The following is a 15829-nucleotide window of genomic DNA, read 5'->3' on the forward strand; positions in this document are numbered from 1 at the left end:
GGTCGTGGCTGACCGGCTGCGTGTAGCAAGTGCTAAATAGTCGGTGGTTTAGCTGAGTACGCAGCCGGTGTCGGCGACGGGGGCAAACGACTGACCGGAACTGACCACCAGCGCCAGATCGTCCTTGTCGGTCATTTCGCGCTCCGGTTTGCCCAGCATCAGGTAGTAATCCTTGATCACTTGATGGTCACCGGCGCGGATGGTTTCTTTGCCGGTCGGGCCTTCGTAGCTCAAGCCCTGCATGGCGTTGGCCGCGGTGGGACCATCAAAGCTGCCCGTGGCGGCGATGGTGTCGAGCATGACCTTGGTGCTGATGTAGTCAGCCGCCAGCGGGTAGTTGGGGTTGATGCCGTATTTGTCCCGGGTCGCCTTGACCAGCTCGCGGTTGAGCGGGGTGTCGACCTGATGCCAGTACTGGGCGCCGAGGTACACGCCTTCAAGCACATCACTGCCCAGCTCCTGGAATTGATCCAGCCCGGCGGACCACACCAGCAAAATTTTCATGCGCTCTTTCATGCCGAAATTCACGGCCTGACGCAGGGTGTTGTTGGACTGGCTGCCGAAATTGAGCAGCACCAGCACGTCCGGTTTGGCTGAAATGGCGTTGGTCAAGTAGCCGGAGAATTCCTGCTCCTGCAAAGAGTGGTAACTGTTGCCGACAAGCTCCAGGCCGTGTTCCTTGAGCACTTCCCGGGTGCCATCGAGCAGAGCTTCACCGAACACGTATTGCGGGGTGATGGTGTACCAGCGCTTGGCTTCCGGCAGGCGTTTGATCAGCGGTATCAGGGTTTCACGCACCGCGCCATAGGTGGGCACGGACCAGCGAAACGTCGAACTGTTGCAGTCCTTGCCGGTGACTTCATCGGCGCCGACCGGGGTCATGAACACTCCGCCAGTCTTGTTCACTTCCTTGGCCACGGCCAGGGCAGACGATGACAGGGTGCAGCCCTGGAAAAAACGTGCGCCGTCCTGGCCAATGGCTTCCTGAACCTTGCGTACTGCTTTGCCGGCATTGCCTTCGGTATCAATCACCTTGTAGACCAATGGCCTGCCCAGCAACTGCGGGTATTGCTCGACGGCCAGACGCGAGCCCATGTCGGCAAACTTGCCATAACTGGCAAAGGCTCCAGACATGGACTTCAACCCATAGAAGGTAAAGGGCTCGGCGGCGAAGGCCTGGCGTATGCCAAGCGGAAGGCTTAAAGCGCTGGCAGCAGCCAGGCCAGCTTTCAACAAAGTACGACGTTGCATGGGGTAACTCCCTGGTTTAATTATTGGCAGGAGTAGCAATGGCAAACGGCGGATCAGGTCCTGTGGGCAGGCCTTTTATTGGATGGGGTGGAGCGCTTGCTAACACACGGTTAGGGCAAAACGGTTCAGTGGTGGTGATCGAACTCCAGCAGGAAATGCGGATTGACCTGGCCTTCAAGGGCGGTCATGTGATGCTCGGCGTCGCACATGTGCTCGTGCATCAAGGTGCGCACTTGCGCCTCATCCTCGGCACGCAGGGCAACCAGCAACTGCTTGTGATAATCGAGGTTGGCGGCATCAAACTGCTTGCGTTTGGGTTTGTAGGCCTTTTTCAGGACCACCAGATCGCGCAGCAAATCGTTAAGAAACTGCGCCATAAAACTTAACAGCGGGTTAGGGCAGGCCCGGGCCAGCAGGGTATGAAACTCAAGCTCGGCCAAACGCTGCTCCCGCTGGCCGGCCTCGCTGTCTTCAGGGGCGCTGCAGAAATCTACGTTGGCTTGCAGCGCTTGATAATCTTCGGCGCTCAAACGCCCGATAACAGAAACCGCCAACTCGACCTCAATGACCTTGCGCAACTGATAGACCTGCTCGCCATCCAGATGCTGAAAGTGCAGGTAGTTTCGCAAGGCGCGGCTGGCGGGCTCAGTTCCGGCCTGATTCAGGTATGCACCGCCGCTGGGGCCGGTACGGGTACTCACCAGACCTTCGACCTCCAGCGCCTTCAAAGCTTCGCGGGCTGAGCCTTTCGAGCATTGAAAGCTTTCCATCAGCTCACGCTCAGTGGGCAGACGATCACCGGGCTTGAGTGCATCAGTCACGATCGAACGCTTCACCGATTCGACAATTACATCGGACAGCTTCTGGCGTTTGCGGCGAATCGGGCGATTAAGCATGTTGTCTATTTATCGTATTAATGCGGATAAATAGTAATAAATAGATCTGCGCAGGCGCAGTCAACCATCGACCGGGCGAGGTGTCGTTTTCAGAGAAAAGGGGTCGGGAATGGATATGCTCGGTGTAGCCGCTGACGAGGTACGAGGCTGCGATGCGGGCCGCAGGACCGCCGTTAAGGGTCGCTTCGCAACCCCTCGCAGCCTCGTGCCTCGTCAGCGACTACAGGAAAAGCCAGTGATTTATTTAGTCGAAACGATGCTCGCCACCAGCTGTGGCTTGCAGTTCAAGTAAGCCGACGATTTGAGCCAGCGCTGGTCGGGGTACCAAGCAAACATGAACTGTCCGTTCTTGAGGTTGTCCACTACTTGGCGTGCCACTTGCGGGCGTACGGCAGGGCAGCCCTGGCTGCGGCCGATACGGCCTTGGCGTTGGCTCCACAGCGGATTCACATAGCTGGCGCCATGGATCACGATGTCGCGGTCACGGGCCCGGTCATTGATGCCCGGCTCAAGGCCATCCATGCGCAAGGAGTAGCCGTTGGCACCCTGGTAGCTTTCGCGGGTACGAAACAGCCCGAGGCTGGACTGGAAGCTGCCTTCGCTGTTGGAAAACCGGGTGGCAAAATTTTCACCGGAGTTTTGCCCATGAGCGACCAGCTCACGCAGGACCAGCTTTTTAGAGGTCAGGTCGAAGATCCATAAGCGTCGGGCGGTTGAAGGCATGGAGTAGTCGATGACCGCCAGGTGCCGAGCTTGACTGGCACCGTTGTTAACGGCGCATTGCATGGCGCTGAGGGCGCTTTGCAGGACTTGCGGATTGAGTTCCGGAGCGGCCTTGGACAGGCTGTTGTAGAGCACCGGGGCGGAAGTATTGGCGGCGAACGCCGGGCTGCAGACTGAGCCCAGGGTCGCGGCGACCAGAAAAAGTCGTCGCAAAAAAATCAGCATATAAAGAAAGCTTCCACATTAAATAAACGAATGACATTGCGCTGATCCAAGGGCCACCGCGATTTAGCTGCTAGCCTGACTGTATAGCGCGACAAGCAACACGGTGACCCTCACATAAAGGCCACGGACTGGAGTTAAGCAGTTGATCAAAAAACACGCATGTTACTTGACCCTGACCTTGCTCGCTGCGCCACTGGTCGCACTGGCTGATGAGCCGCCAGTAGAGCCGTCGAACCCGGTGCAAGTGGCGTTGACGCAACTGCCGCAAGCATGCCCGACCCTGGCAGGCAGTATTAATGAGCCCACACAGGCACTGCTTGAGGCTTTTTACCAGAGCCAGAATTACCAGCCAATCTGGGCCGACAAAGTGCGTTTGGCGACCTTGCAAGCCGCGTTGCCAACCCTGGCGGATGATGGCCTCGACCCACAGAACTACCTGTTGCCCAAGGGGCAGGACCTGTGCGCCGATATCGACATCAGCCGCCAATACCTGCAAGCCCTGCAAGACCTGCATTACGGGCGCCTGCCGCAAGCGCGTTTTGAGCCGGTCTGGCATGCCAATGAAGTAGTACCTGACAGGCGCGAAATTCTGCCGATTGCCGAAGCCGGTTTGAATAACATCAGTGACGCCTTCGCCAAGGCGCGCCCTGCGTTTGAGCAGTACAAAAACTTGCGTCAGGTCTACGCCCGGCAACGTCTTCAACCGCTACCCAAATGGCCAACCATCGGCGACGGCCCTGTACTGCGCCCCGGCATGCAAGACTCTCGCGTCCCGGCCTTGGTGCAGCGGCTGATGAGTGAGGGTTATCTGGATCATAAAATCGCGACAGCGGATAACGTCTACAGCAATGAGCTGGTGTCTGCGGTCAAAAGCTTTCAGCTCAACCATTCCTTGCAGGCCGATGGCATCATCGGGGCGGGCACGGTAAAAGAGCTTAACGTCAGCCCGGCGACCCGCCGTGAACAGTTGCGGATCAACCTGGAGCGCTTTCGCTGGATGGCCCAGGACGTTGAGCCGTCCATGCTGCTGGTCAATGTGCCTGCGGCGCAGTTAACGGTGTATGAAAACGGCCAACCGATTTGGCAAACCCGAACGCAAGTGGGGCGCGCAGACCGACAAACGCCGCTGCTCAAGTCGCGGGTCACGCGGCTGACCCTGAACCCGACCTGGACCATCCCGCCGACCATTTTCAAGGAAGACAAACTGCCGCAAATCCGCCGTGATTCGTCCTTCCTGAGCCGGCACGACTTGCAGGTTATTGACAGCAACGGCCAGCCAGTCTCGCCGCAGAGTATTGATTGGGACCGCCCCGGCAATATCCTCCTGCGTCAGGGCGCCGGGCCAAGAAATCCGTTGGGCAAGATAGTCTTGCGCTTCCCCAACCCGTTTTCGGTGTACCTGCACGACACGCCAAGCCAGGCGCTATTCAGCAAAGGCCCGCGGGCATTCAGCTCGGGGTGTGTGCGCGTTGAATCGGTATTCCAGCTGCGCGACGTACTGGTCACCCCGGCGGAAAAAAGCCGTACCGAAGACCTGCTTAGTACCGGCAAAACCCATGAGTTTCGCTTGTCCAACCCCAAACCGATCCTGATGACCTACTGGACGGCCCAAGCCGATAAAACCGGCAAAGTGATCTACACCCCGGACATCTACAACCGTGATCCGGCCCTGATAACGGCGCTGAGCAGTAAGCGCTGATCTCAACCCCCTGTAGGAGCTAGCTTGCCTCGCGATCTTTTGCTGCTTTAAAAGATCGCGAGGCAAGCTCGCTCCTACACGTTACTATCCAGCTTCCGATATTGACCGTAGAGAGAACCCCCATGGCTCAATGGCCTGACTCGCGCTTTATCAATCTGGTTGGCATTAGCGTTCCGATCATTCAGGCGCCCATGCTCGGTGCTGGCGCCGATGTAATGATCGGTGTGGCAAAGGCGGGTGGTCTGGGCTCACTGGCCTGCGCCACGTTGAGTCATGATGCGATCCGAGAGGAAGTCGCCGCCTTTCGTGCGGCCACTGACCAGCCGTTCAATTTGAACTTCTTTTGTCACCAGGCTCCGGCATACGACGACGCGCACATTCAGCGCTGGAAGGCGTTGTTTAAAGACTATTACGCCGAACTCGGCGCCGACTTTGACGCACCCACTCCGGTCTCCGTCCGTGCGCCTTTTGATGAGGCCACGTGTGCGCTGGTCGAGGAGCTGCGGCCTGCGGTGGTGAGCTTCCACTTTGCGCTGCCGGCCCCAGAGTTGATGGCGCGAGTCAAAGCCACGGGCGCGAAGATTCTCAGCTCGGCAACCACTGTCGAAGAAGCACAGTGGCTCGAACGCCATGGTTGCGATGCCATTGTTGCCATGGGCAATGAAGCGGGTGGCCATCGGGCGATGTTTTTAACCACTGAGTGGACCAGTCAGATCGGCACCTTTGCGCTGGTCCCACAAATCGCTGATGCGGTCTCGGTGCCGGTGATTGCCGCTGGCGGGATTGCCGATGCACGAGGTATCGCAGCAGCCTTTGCCTTGGGCGCAAGCGCCGTGCAAATCGGTACCGCGTACCTGTTTTGCCCGCAGGCGAAAATATCCAGACCTCATCACCGTGCGCTGCGCGAAGCCAGCTCCAGTGATACCGCATTGACCAACTTGTTCACCGGGCGACCGGCGCGGGGCATTCTTAATCGAGTGATGCGAGAGATTGGGCCGATTAATCCGCAAGCCCCGGCGTTTCCGCTGGCTGGCGGCGTGTTGCTGCCCCTGAAAGCCAAATCCGAGCCTGCCGGCTCAGGCGATTTCATCAACTTGTGGGCTGGCCAGGCGTTCCCGTTGAGCCCAGGACGCACGGCTGAGCTGTCATCGCTTGAGCTGACCCGCAAGCTGATCGACGACTATCAGGCGCGTTCAGCGGGTCAATAAGTACTCGATGTTCGAGGCTGCGGCGTACATGCCGCAGCCTCTGTGCTTACCCAAGGCTCAGGGTAAATGCAGCAACACGAAGTCGTTCTTGTCGAACTGCCCGGTCAATGCCGGAACGATATTGCCCAACTCGGTGCCTTGCAGTGCTTGATAGTCCTTGCGGTCCATCACGATCCATGCCGGCGCTTGCAAGGCCGTCAATTCAACTGCCGACTGAGTGAATACCGGCAGCAAGTCGCGATCCACGTTAACCATGAACTTGATGGCCTTGGCGTCTTTGCCCATGCCGTGCAACACCAGGGGCGCGGGTGCCTGGTCGATCAGGTGCAGGGCGTTAAGGGTGAAATCGCGGGTGTTGTAGGCGTTCTGCTCAGCCGGTTCGAGCACCAGAATGTAGCTGCTCCACATCGCCAATACCGCACACGCACCCAAGCCCACAGCGCGAAACTGCGCTTTGAACAGCAGGCCCAGTGCGATGACCTGCAACATGCCCAAAATGATATAGATCACGTTCAGAGGCGGCAGTTGGTCGGCGAAACGCTTGCTTGCGACCATCAGCCCGGCAATCAGCAAGGCTGGCAACACCAGCAAAATGGCCTGGATAAATACGCGCAATGCGGCGAATGCCCGACCTCGAACGCCTTGAAACGGGTACGCGGCAATAATTGCGGCCATCGGCAGCATCGGCAATAAATAACGGGCTTTTTTCGCTTGCGGAACCGACAGGCCGATCATCACTATCAAGCCCGCAGCGGCGCAATATTTGACCAGATGCAAGGCCGGGCTCGACGGCTTGCGCCCGGCGATCAAGACAACAACCAGCACCAGTACGGCCAATGGATAGGCCAGGGCGTAGTTACCCATGGAACTGGTGAAGTAGTAAAAGGGGCCGCTGGCACCTTCAGAGCCGTCGATACGGCCAGTGACCTGCATGCGGATCACGTCTTGTACAAACGCTTGCCCGCCACTGACCCAGGCCAGAAACAACAGCAGGCCAATGCACAGCAGCAAAATCACCAGTGCCTGCAAGCCTACGCTGATCATGCGTCGCCATTGGCCGCTGAGCAGGAAGTAACTGCACAACATACCGGTTGGAATCACCAGACCAATCGGGCCGCGAATGGCAAAACCGAGGATCAGCAACAGCAGCAGCCAGAAATGTCGGCGCGGTGCTTCAAAGTGATCGTGGGCATACGCCAGATAGAACGCGCCAAGGCTGACGGCTGCGAGCATTTGGTCCAGCGACACGGCGCGGGTTTCGGTGATGAAGGTCATGCTGAGTAACAGCAGTGCGACGCTGAGCAAGGCCCACGTCGTGGATTGCGGGGCTACCAGGCGATAGATCAGGGTCACAATGACCGAGCTGGCAATGGCGGTGGGCAGCCAGGCGGTAAGGCTGTTGACCTCGCCAAATGGCAACGACAGCAGCCAGGTAAACACGGTGGTGGTGGCGTTGTAATCGGCGTAGGGCTCGCCATAGGTGGTGGGGAAAAAGCTTGGGCCGTGACGCAGCATTTCCTTGGCAAACATCACAAAGCGCGAGTCAAAGCCAATCGCAGCCTGGTGAATATCACCCACAATAAACAGCAGTAAGGTCAACGCACCCAGTAGCAGTGACTGTCGGTGCAAGGCACGTAAAACGCTGGGGGAAGAGAAAGCCGGCATGTCGAGTTTCCTTGACTCAATAGGGGGCGCGCAGGGGCAAACAGTCGAATTTCATCCATAAAAAACGCCGCCATTGTTACCAATGGCGGCGCTGTTGTAGCGTTAAACGGCTGTAGAGCCTTGTGAAACCGGCAAGTTGATAGACTCACCGCGTCCCATCGGGAAGTACTGCAAGCCCGCGCGGGTCAGGCGCTCGCTGTCGTACAGGTTACGACCGTCGAAAATCACCGGGGTTTTCAGGCGTTGTTTGATCAGGTCAAAATCTGGCGCCTTGAATTGCTGCCATTCAGTGCACACGATCAAAGCATCGGCGCCTTGCAACACGGACTCAGGGGTGCCCATCAGGCTCAGGCGAGGTTCATCACCGTACAGGCGCTGGGTTTCTTGCATGGCTTCAGGGTCGAAGGCGCGAACGTCTGCGCCCGCTGCCCACAAAGCTTCCATCAGCACGCGGCTAGGCGCGTCGCGCATGTCGTCGGTGTTGGGTTTGAACGCCAGGCCCCACAAGGCAAAGGTTTTGCCCTTGAGGTCGCCTTTGAAGTAGGCATTGATGCGATCAAACAGCTTGTGCTTTTGACGCTCGTTGATGGCTTCTACAGCTTGCAGCAGGTCGCTGGAGCAATTGACTTGCTGAGCGCTATGGATCAGCGCGCGCATGTCTTTAGGGAAGCACGAACCGCCATAGCCGCAGCCAGGGTAGATAAAGTGGTAGCCAATACGGGTGTCGGCACCGATGCCCAGACGCACCGACTCAATGTCCGCACCCAGGTGTTCGGCCAGTTCGGCGATCTGGTTGATGAAGCTGATTTTGGTCGCCAGCATGCAGTTGGCGGCGTACTTGGTCAGCTCGGCGCTACGCAGGTCCATGTTAATGATGCGGTCATGGTTGCGGTTGAAGGGGGCGTACAGGTCGCGCATCACGTCGCGCACTTCGTCTCGCTCGCAACCAATGATGATGCGGTCAGGGCGGCGGCAGTCACTGACGGCCGAGCCTTCTTTGAGGAATTCGGGGTTGGACACCACGTCAAATTGCAACGAGCGGCCGGCTTGTTCCAGCGCTTTATTGATGTGCGCGGTCAGTGCGTCACCGGTGCCCACGGGCACGGTGGATTTCTCGACCAGAATCACCGGTTCTATGCGGTGACGGGCTACTGCGTCGCCCACCGAGAATACCGCTTTAAGGTCTGCCGAACCGTCTTCGCTGGGCGGAGTGCCAACGGCGATAAATAGTACCTGGCCGTGCTCAACAGCGGTTTTTTCGTCGCTGGTGAAGCGCAGGCGTTTGCTTTCAAGGTTTTCACGCACCAGGCTCGAAAGCCCAGGCTCAAAAATGCTGACGTGACCTTGCTGTAACAGCTCGACCTTTTTCTGATCAATGTCCATGCAAATCACGTCGTGGCCGACTTCCGCCAATACCGTTGCCTGCACCAGGCCTACATAACCACTACCAAATACACTGATTTTCATGCGCTGTTCCTGGAACTTGGGGTACGTCGAGAGTTGATCGTCAGCACCCCCAGAATGACCAAGGCCACCCCAAGGGTTTTTGAAAGGGTGAAGCTTTCATGGAATACCGGCAGGCTGGCCGCCAGCAGGTAGACCAGGGCGTAGCTGAAGCTGAGCAGCGAATAGGCCCGCCCCAAGGGCAGATCACGCAAGGCCAGCAACCAGCAGAGCATCGACAGCGCGTAGGCCATGATCGCGGCAAACACGACTGTTAATGCGCTGATTGAAACGTTTCCTTGGCTGATTGCCTCCAGCCACTGTGTCGGTTCCGGCAAGCGCGTCATGCTCCAGCGCATGCCCAACTGGGCGCCGCTGACCAGCAATACACTGGAGCAGGCAAAGGTAAAACCACGGCGCAGGCTCATGCGTGTTGCCCCAGCAGAACCACACCGGCAATCACCAGGCCCACGCCACACCAGTGGCGCAGGTCGATGGTTTCTTTAAACAGGTAGCGGGCTACCAGAGTGATCAGGACAAAGTTGAGGCTGAGCATCGGGTAAGCGATGCCCACTTCAAGGCGTTGCAACACCAGCAACCACACCAGCAAACCCAGACCCAGGCATAGCAGGGCCAACCATAGCCAGGGGGAGCGCAGCTTTTGCGCGATCCCCGACTCAGGCCCACGCCAGCTTTCAACGGCGTACTTCTGGGCCACTTGGCCTGCACACGTCAACAGACATGCCATGAGCAACAGGGTGAGAGTCATGGAGTGGTCTGCGGGTAGATCAAAATCACCATGTTGCCTTCGTCAAAACGTTGGGCGTCTTTGGGCAGCATGTCCATTTCATGGGTTTCATCGCTGTCCTTGACCCGCATCACAACACCTACCGGGCCTTTAAGACGTGCATCGGCAAGCCATTGCTGAACGTCTTCCAGACCAATGCTTTTGCCTTTGGCATCGTCATAAGTCAGGCCGTATTTGACCTCGCCCTGCGTGTTGTACAGCGTCACGTCTGGACGACGCAGGCGCCATGACAGTGCCGATGCGGCGCCCAAGTCGTTACTCAGCAGGGCAGTCGCAGGCTTCAGTGCGTCCAGATGATGCAGCACAAACTGGTCAGGCATTTTGTTGTGCACCACGCTGCTTGGCATGCTGGCTGGCAACACCAGGACCAGAACGCCCATGGCGACTGCAGGCGCCGCCCACATTTTTAGCGGACGGGTCATGGCCAGCAGGCCGGTGACGATCCAGGTCAGCAAGACCATGACCAGCAAAGCCATGTGCAGCGGCTCGTTGTCGTAAAACGGTTTTTTGATCTGGAAGAAGATCAGGGCCAGCAAGGCCACGGCGCCAATCAGCAGGTTGACCAGGCCGTTGAGGCGCAGCGACAGGGTTTTCGCCTGATCAACGCGATCCATCAGGGCATGGCCCAGCAACAGGGCCAGCGGCAGCATGCACGGCATGATGTAGGTCGGCAGTTTGCCCTTGCTCAGGCTGAACAAGGCCAGTGGCAGCAACATCCACATCAGCACAAAGATCACCCCGGTCTGACGCTTCTGGCTCCAGGCATCTTTGAGCGTGGCAGGCAGCAGGGCTGCCCACGGCAAGCTGGAGACCACCATCAGCGGCAGGTAGAACCACCATGGGCGACCGTGCTGGGCATCTTCACCGGCAAAGCGGCGGATGTGCTCGTGCCAGAAGAAGAAACGCCAGTAGTCCGGCTCTTGTGCGTGTACCGCCAGTACCCACGGCAACGACACCACAGCCGCGACCAGCATGGCAACCAGGCCGTACTTGACCAGCTCCAGAAAACGCTTTTGCCAGATCATGTAGGGCAGGGCGATCAGAACCGGCAGTAACAGGGCCAGAAAGCCCTTGGTCATAAAGCCCATGCCGCAGGCAAAACCCAGCAGCGCCCAACTGAACAGGCGCTGGCGTGAGTCTTGGGTATCGACTGCAAACCACAGGGCAACCAGGCTCAGGTTGACCCACAGGGTGAACTGCGGATCGAGGTTGGAGTAGCCAGCCTGGCCAGCAATGAGGCCGAAGGTCATGTACACCAGCGCGCAGGCGAAGCTCTTGCGCGGGTCGTTCCACAGGCGGCGGGCGACCAAGTAGGCCAGCAACACGCTCAGGCCCGTAGCAATCGCCGAGGCAATCCGCACGCCAAACAGGTTTTCACCAAAAATGGCCTGGCCGATCGCGATCATCCAGTAACCGGCAATCGGTTTCTCGAAGTAGCGTATGTCCATGAAGTGCGGGGTGCCCCAGTTACCATCGACCAGGATTTGCTGGCCAATCTGGGCATAACGCGTTTCGTCCGGGATCCACAGGCCGTGGGTACCCAGGGGCAACAGGTAGAAAGCAACAAATGCCAATACCAGCAGTGGAATCATCCAGCGTTGAGTCATGGCTTCTGCACTCCCAGCCAGCCTTCACGACCGTCCAGCACGCCACGGCTCAATTGGCCGGCGGGCAGGCTGTCGATATCGGCGGGTAACAAGTCCTTAAGCGGCTGAAAGTGAATGTCGCGGGCACGGGCCTGCGTCAGCAATTGACGAAAGTCATTGGCCATTAGAATCCCTTCTACTTCTGCATGGATGGTGTACGCGTTCAGCTTTTGCGGGCTGAAGCGATCAAGAATATATGAATTGAAGTCGGCAGCACTCAGCTCGGGCCCGACTACTTCATCGAATGTAGGCAAATCAACAGGGATTTGCGGCGCGCCCAGTCTGCCGTCGGCCAACCTTGGCCGAAACAGACTGTGCCCGCGGCAATCGCTGTTGTAACGAAAGCCAAAAGTTTCTTTGGCCTGGACTACGCGTTCATCTGCGCGCCAACCTGCGGCGGCCGAACACTCGACCGCTTGCCCGGTGATGTCGCTCAGGGTGTCAACACCCCGGCGAATCTGCTCGATCAGTTGTGCCTCGCTCCAGCGCCCGGTGTTGGCCTGCCAGCCGTGGTGATCCCACGCGTGCAAGCCTACCTCGTGGCCCGCAGCCAGGGTCTGGCGCATCAAATGCCCCAGATCCTTGCCGATCGGTTTGCCAGGCCAGGCGGTGCCGGCCAGCAAAATATCCCAGCCATACAGACTGGCAGCTTTGGAGCGCATCATTTTCCAGAAGAACTGGGGCTTGATCAGGCGCCATAAATGGCGGCCCATGTTGTCCGGCCCCACGCTAAAGAAAAACGTGGCTTTTACATCGGCTTCGTCGAGCAGTTCGAGTAACCGCGGCACCCCTTCACGGGTGCCTCGGTAGGTGTCGACATCAATACGTAGTCCAGCTTGCATTAACGTTTTTCCGCGATTTCAACCATGGCTTCACGCAGGAAGAAATCCAGAGTCTTGCCGATGGTTTCGCTCAGCTCGGTGGTCGGTGTCCAGTCGATCAGGCGACGTGCGTTCTCAACGCTTGGCTTGCGGTGGCTCACGTCCTGATAGCCGGTGCCGTAGAACGACTGGCTTTCAACATCGCGGAAACCGGCGAACGGCGGGAAGTTGTCACGCAGCGGGTGCGCTTCGAACTGACGCAGCAACTCATGGCCCAGTTCACGAATGCTGGCTTCGTTTTCCGGGTTGCCGATGTTGATGATCTGGCCGTCGCACTTGCCGTCTTTGTTTTCAATGATGCGAGCCAGGGCTTCGATGCCGTCAGCCACGTCAGTGAAGCAGCGCTTCTGAGCACCACCGTCAACCAGACGGATCGGGGTACCTTCCACGAGGTGCAGGATCAACTGAGTGATGGCGCGCGAGCTACCCACACGAGCCGAGTCCAGACGGTCCAGACGCGGGCCCATCCAGTTGAACGGACGGAACAGGGTGAACTTCAGGCCTTTGGTGCCGTAAGCCCAGATCACGCGGTCCAGCAGTTGTTTGGAAACGGAGTAGATCCAGCGCTGTTTGTTGATCGGGCCAACAATCAGGTTAGAGGTGTCTTCGTCGAAGTTCTGGTCCTGGCACATGCCATACACTTCGGACGTGGACGGGAAGATCACGCGCTTGTTGTACTTGACGCAGTAGCGAACCAGCTTGAGGTTCTCTTCGAAGTCCAGTTCGAATACGCGCAGCGGGTTGCGGGTGTATTCGATCGGCGTGGCGATGGCGACCAGTGGCAGGATCACGTCGCACTTCTTGATGTGGTACTCGATCCACTCGGTGTGGATGCTGATGTCGCCTTCCACGAAGTGGAAGTTCGGGTGGCTGCGCAGACGGTCGATAGCGTCGGAGCCGATGTCCAGGCCGTACACTTCGTAACGGTCGTCTTGCAGCAGACGCTCGGACAAGTGGTTACCGATAAAGCCGTTAACGCCCAGGATCAGAACGCGGGTGCGACGGGCCGCACGGCCGGATTCGCTACCACGCAGACGCGAGCCGTCAACCAGACCCAGTTCGCGGGCCAGTTGCGGGCCGCTCAGGTACAGGCCGTTGTCGTTGCGCTGACCGGCGGTGATCACCAGCGAGTCTTTGCCGCAAGCGATACGCAGCGGGTCGCAGCTGATCACGTTGCCCGGTGCCTGGCCTTCGTTGCCGGCAACCACTTCGCTGGCCCAGACAATCAGTTTGTGCTCGCCAACGGCGCAGAACGCGCCTGGGTACGGCTGGGTAACTGCACGGACCAGGTTGAACAGTTCTTCTGCCGGGCGATTCCACTGCAGCAAACCGTCAGCTGCCGTACGACGACCAAAGTAAGTGGCCTTGGATTCGTCTTGCGGGGTTTCTTTGAGCTTGCCTTCAGGCAGCACAGGCAGGGTTTCTGCCAGCAGTTTTGCAGCGGTTTCACGCAGCTTGGCGTGCAGGCTCAGCGCGGTGTCGCTGCGCTCAATGCTGATGCGTTCCTGGGCAACAATGTCACCGGCATCGGCACGTTTGACCATGCGGTGCAGGGTAACGCCGGTTTCGGTTTCGCCGTTGACCAGTACCCAGTTCGCTGGAGCGCGGCCACGGTAGCGGGGCAGCAGGGAACCGTGCAGGTTGAACGCGCCTTTGCTGGAGCTGGCCAGCAGTTCTTCGCCCAGCAGGTTGCGGTAGTAGAACGAGAAAATGTAGTCGGCATTCAGTTTGCGAATGCGCTCGATCCACAGTGGGTGGTTAGCATCTTCCGGAGCGTGTACCGGAATGCCTTTTCGGGCGCACAGTTGGGCCACAGAACCGTAGAAGTTATTTTCCGAGGGGTCATCAGCATGGGTGAACACGGCAGCAATGTCGTAGCCTGCATTGAGCAGGGCTTCGATGCCTGTGCAGCCAATATCGTGATAGGCGAAAACAACGGCTTTCAAACTCATGGTTAGACCTGTGTCGAAGTAGAAGAAGACGAGTTGCAAGGTGTAGCAGTTTCAGTAGCCGGTTCAGCGCGGACGATTTTCTCGATGAAGAACCGAGGGCGTGCGCGCACATCGCTGTACATACGTCCCAGGTACTCACCCAGCAGGCCCATGCCAATGAATTGGCCGCCGGTGAACACAAACAGCACGGCAAACAGTACGAAGGTGCCGTCGCCTGCCCAGGTAGCGCCAAAGATCAGGCGCAGTACGATTAGCAGAATGGCGAAAACGCCGCCCAGCAAGGCCATGCTGAAACCGATGATGCTCAGCAGGCGCAAGGGAGTAGTGGTCATGCAGGTGATCAAGTCAAACATCAGGTTGATCAGTTGCATCGGGCTGTATTTCGAATCGCCGTGTTCACGCTCGGCGTGCTGCACCAGCACCTCGGTGGTGTGGCGGGCAAAGCTGTTCGCGAGAATCGGGATAAAGGTGCTGCGCTCGCGACATGCCAGCATCGCGTCGACAATCGAGCGGCGATAGGCGCGCAGCATGCAGCCGTAGTCGCTCATGGCAACGCCGGTGGAACGCTGTACGGCCAGGTTGATGAGGCGCGAAGGCCAGCGGCGCCAGGCCGAGTCCTGACGGTTGTTGCGCACAGTGCCGACCACGTCATAGCCCAAGGCTGCCTGGGCAACCAGACGCGGGATTTCTTCTGGAGGGTTTTGCAAGTCAGCGTCCAGGGTGATAACTACATCGCCCTTGGAGTTTTCAAAGCCAGCCATGATGGCGGCATGTTGTCCATAGTTACGGTTGAGGATCACCGCCACTACCGGGCTGCCTTCACGCTCAGCGGCGTCTTGCAGGATTTGCGCCGATTTGTCCCGACTGCCATCGTCAACCAGTACGATTTCGTAAGCTTGGGTAAGCTGGGCACAGGCTGCTTCGGTACGGCGCAGCAGCTCAGGCAGGCTCTCTTCTTCGTTGTAGACCGGAATGACGATCGACACGCACTGGATAGGGTAGGGTTTCAAGTTATTCGTTCCAGTCAGTTTCAATGGTACAAGATGACTCGTCTGAGAAGTCGGCCTGTTCAGGCGCGCTAGACAGATTACGCCTGCAGGCATTAAAGCCTAAAACTGACGAAGGTAAAGTCATCAAACTACGTTATCTACATGATTTTTCTTACAAACTATTTTTGTTATTCCTAAAAGCTGCCGCCTACGTTAAACGCAGAGGTGTGAAAAACCTATGAAAGTTGAATCAAAAGGCCATGTTTTTAGGGGGCAGACAGGTGCTATTCAGGAAACCCCGTGTAGCGCTTGGCCCGCGGCTTTATGGGTAAAAGTGAGGGGGAAATGTATCGGGCAACAAGGATGGGGTATTGGCGATTTTAAACAATGATCCAAGTCATTCATTACACAGAAAAATGACTTTTTTTAACGGACGCAAAAAA

The 15829-nt window shown here is 57.9% G+C and carries 13 protein-coding genes; 2 read left to right on the plus strand and 11 right to left on the minus strand.

Annotated features, from left to right (window positions below; translation table 11 throughout):
* Window positions 1–48 precede the first annotated feature (48 nt).
* From ACJJU9_RS11810 to ACJJU9_RS11820, 3 genes are all read right to left on the minus strand, one after another.
* Window positions 49–1251 (minus strand): ABC transporter substrate-binding protein, encoded by a 1203-nt coding sequence (locus tag ACJJU9_RS11810; RefSeq protein WP_407730831.1) that lies wholly within the window; start codon window positions 1249–1251, stop codon window positions 49–51.
* 125 nt (window positions 1252–1376) lie between these two features.
* The gene (locus ACJJU9_RS11815) at window positions 1377–2147 is read right to left on the minus strand and encodes a FadR/GntR family transcriptional regulator (protein WP_048371789.1); all 771 of its coding nucleotides are present in this window, start codon (window positions 2145–2147) and stop codon (window positions 1377–1379) included.
* Between the two features lie 240 nt (window positions 2148–2387).
* The gene (locus tag ACJJU9_RS11820; protein WP_123749077.1) at window positions 2388–3095 is read right to left on the minus strand and encodes a murein L,D-transpeptidase catalytic domain family protein; all 708 of its coding nucleotides are present in this window, start codon (window positions 3093–3095) and stop codon (window positions 2388–2390) included.
* A 142-nt stretch (window positions 3096–3237) separates the two neighbouring features.
* On the opposite strand from ACJJU9_RS11820, the gene ACJJU9_RS11825 reads away from it, so the two are divergent.
* Window positions 3238–4794 (plus strand): murein L,D-transpeptidase, encoded by a 1557-nt coding sequence (locus tag ACJJU9_RS11825; RefSeq protein WP_048371786.1) that lies wholly within the window; start codon window positions 3238–3240, stop codon window positions 4792–4794.
* 122 nt (window positions 4795–4916) lie between these two features.
* Window positions 4917–6002, plus strand: a complete 1086-nt coding sequence (locus tag ACJJU9_RS11830) for an NAD(P)H-dependent flavin oxidoreductase (RefSeq protein WP_407730832.1) — start codon at window positions 4917–4919, stop codon at window positions 6000–6002.
* Between the two features lie 57 nt (window positions 6003–6059).
* On the opposite strand, the gene ACJJU9_RS11835 is transcribed toward ACJJU9_RS11830, so the two are convergent.
* From ACJJU9_RS11835 to arnC, 8 genes are all read right to left on the minus strand, one after another.
* Window positions 6060–7667 carry a phospholipid carrier-dependent glycosyltransferase gene (locus tag ACJJU9_RS11835; RefSeq protein ID WP_407730833.1) on the minus strand — a complete coding sequence of 536 codons (1608 nt, stop codon included), beginning with the start codon at window positions 7665–7667 and terminating at the stop codon, window positions 6060–6062.
* A 102-nt stretch (window positions 7668–7769) separates the two neighbouring features.
* Entirely contained in the window at window positions 7770–9134 is a 1365-nt protein-coding gene (locus tag ACJJU9_RS11840; RefSeq protein ID WP_407730834.1) for a UDP-glucose dehydrogenase family protein, read from the minus strand.
* A complete protein-coding gene (arnF, locus tag ACJJU9_RS11845; RefSeq protein ID WP_123749082.1) occupies window positions 9131–9538 on the minus strand; it encodes a 4-amino-4-deoxy-L-arabinose-phosphoundecaprenol flippase subunit ArnF in 408 nt (135 codons plus the stop codon). The genes ACJJU9_RS11840 and arnF overlap by 4 nt, the downstream gene beginning before the upstream one ends.
* A complete protein-coding gene (gene arnE, locus ACJJU9_RS11850; protein ID WP_048371776.1) occupies window positions 9535–9879 on the minus strand; it encodes a 4-amino-4-deoxy-L-arabinose-phosphoundecaprenol flippase subunit ArnE in 345 nt (114 codons plus the stop codon). Before arnE ends, arnF begins: the two co-directional genes overlap by 4 nt.
* The gene (gene arnT, locus ACJJU9_RS11855; RefSeq protein WP_407730835.1) at window positions 9876–11525 is read right to left on the minus strand and encodes a lipid IV(A) 4-amino-4-deoxy-L-arabinosyltransferase; all 1650 of its coding nucleotides are present in this window, start codon (window positions 11523–11525) and stop codon (window positions 9876–9878) included. Before arnT ends, arnE begins: the two co-directional genes overlap by 4 nt.
* The gene (gene arnD / locus ACJJU9_RS11860) at window positions 11522–12406 is read right to left on the minus strand and encodes a 4-deoxy-4-formamido-L-arabinose-phosphoundecaprenol deformylase (RefSeq protein WP_407730836.1); all 885 of its coding nucleotides are present in this window, start codon (window positions 12404–12406) and stop codon (window positions 11522–11524) included. Before arnD ends, arnT begins: the two co-directional genes overlap by 4 nt.
* Window positions 12406–14397 (minus strand): bifunctional UDP-4-amino-4-deoxy-L-arabinose formyltransferase/UDP-glucuronic acid oxidase ArnA, encoded by a 1992-nt coding sequence (gene arnA / locus ACJJU9_RS11865; RefSeq protein ID WP_407730837.1) that lies wholly within the window; start codon window positions 14395–14397, stop codon window positions 12406–12408. Before arnA ends, arnD begins: the two co-directional genes overlap by 1 nt.
* A gap of 2 nt (window positions 14398–14399) precedes the next feature.
* On the minus strand, window positions 14400–15407 hold the full coding sequence (gene arnC / locus ACJJU9_RS11870; protein WP_407730838.1) for an undecaprenyl-phosphate 4-deoxy-4-formamido-L-arabinose transferase: 1008 nt from the start codon (window positions 15405–15407) through the stop codon (window positions 14400–14402).
* Window positions 15408–15829 lie beyond the last annotated feature (422 nt).

Origin of the sequence: Pseudomonas helleri (genome assembly GCF_045830615.1) — a bacterium.
In the GTDB taxonomy this organism is placed as follows: Bacteria; Pseudomonadota; Gammaproteobacteria; order Pseudomonadales; family Pseudomonadaceae; genus Aquipseudomonas; species Aquipseudomonas helleri.

Bases quoted from the DNA above. Each gene is read 5' to 3' on its own strand.
- ACJJU9_RS11840 (WP_407730834.1), bottom strand. From the start codon at position 9,134: ATGAAAATCAGTGTATTTGGTAGTGGTTATGTAGGCCTGGTGCAGGCA.
- arnE (WP_048371776.1), bottom strand. From the start codon at position 9,879: ATGACTCTCACCCTGTTGCTCATGGCATGTCTGTTGACGTGTGCAGGC.
- arnD (WP_407730836.1), bottom strand. From the start codon at position 12,406: ATGCAAGCTGGACTACGTATTGATGTCGACACCTACCGAGGCACCCGT.
- arnA (WP_407730837.1), bottom strand. From the start codon at position 14,397: ATGAGTTTGAAAGCCGTTGTTTTCGCCTATCACGATATTGGCTGCACA.
- ACJJU9_RS11835 (WP_407730833.1), bottom strand. From the start codon at position 7,667: ATGCCGGCTTTCTCTTCCCCCAGCGTTTTACGTGCCTTGCACCGACAG.
- ACJJU9_RS11810 (WP_407730831.1), bottom strand. From the start codon at position 1,251: ATGCAACGTCGTACTTTGTTGAAAGCTGGCCTGGCTGCTGCCAGCGCT.
- ACJJU9_RS11815 (WP_048371789.1), bottom strand. From the start codon at position 2,147: ATGCTTAATCGCCCGATTCGCCGCAAACGCCAGAAGCTGTCCGATGTA.
- arnT (WP_407730835.1), bottom strand. From the start codon at position 11,525: ATGACTCAACGCTGGATGATTCCACTGCTGGTATTGGCATTTGTTGCT.
- ACJJU9_RS11820 (WP_123749077.1), bottom strand. From the start codon at position 3,095: ATGCTGATTTTTTTGCGACGACTTTTTCTGGTCGCCGCGACCCTGGGC.
- ACJJU9_RS11830 (WP_407730832.1), top strand. From the start codon at position 4,917: ATGGCTCAATGGCCTGACTCGCGCTTTATCAATCTGGTTGGCATTAGC.
- arnF (WP_123749082.1), bottom strand. From the start codon at position 9,538: ATGAGCCTGCGCCGTGGTTTTACCTTTGCCTGCTCCAGTGTATTGCTG.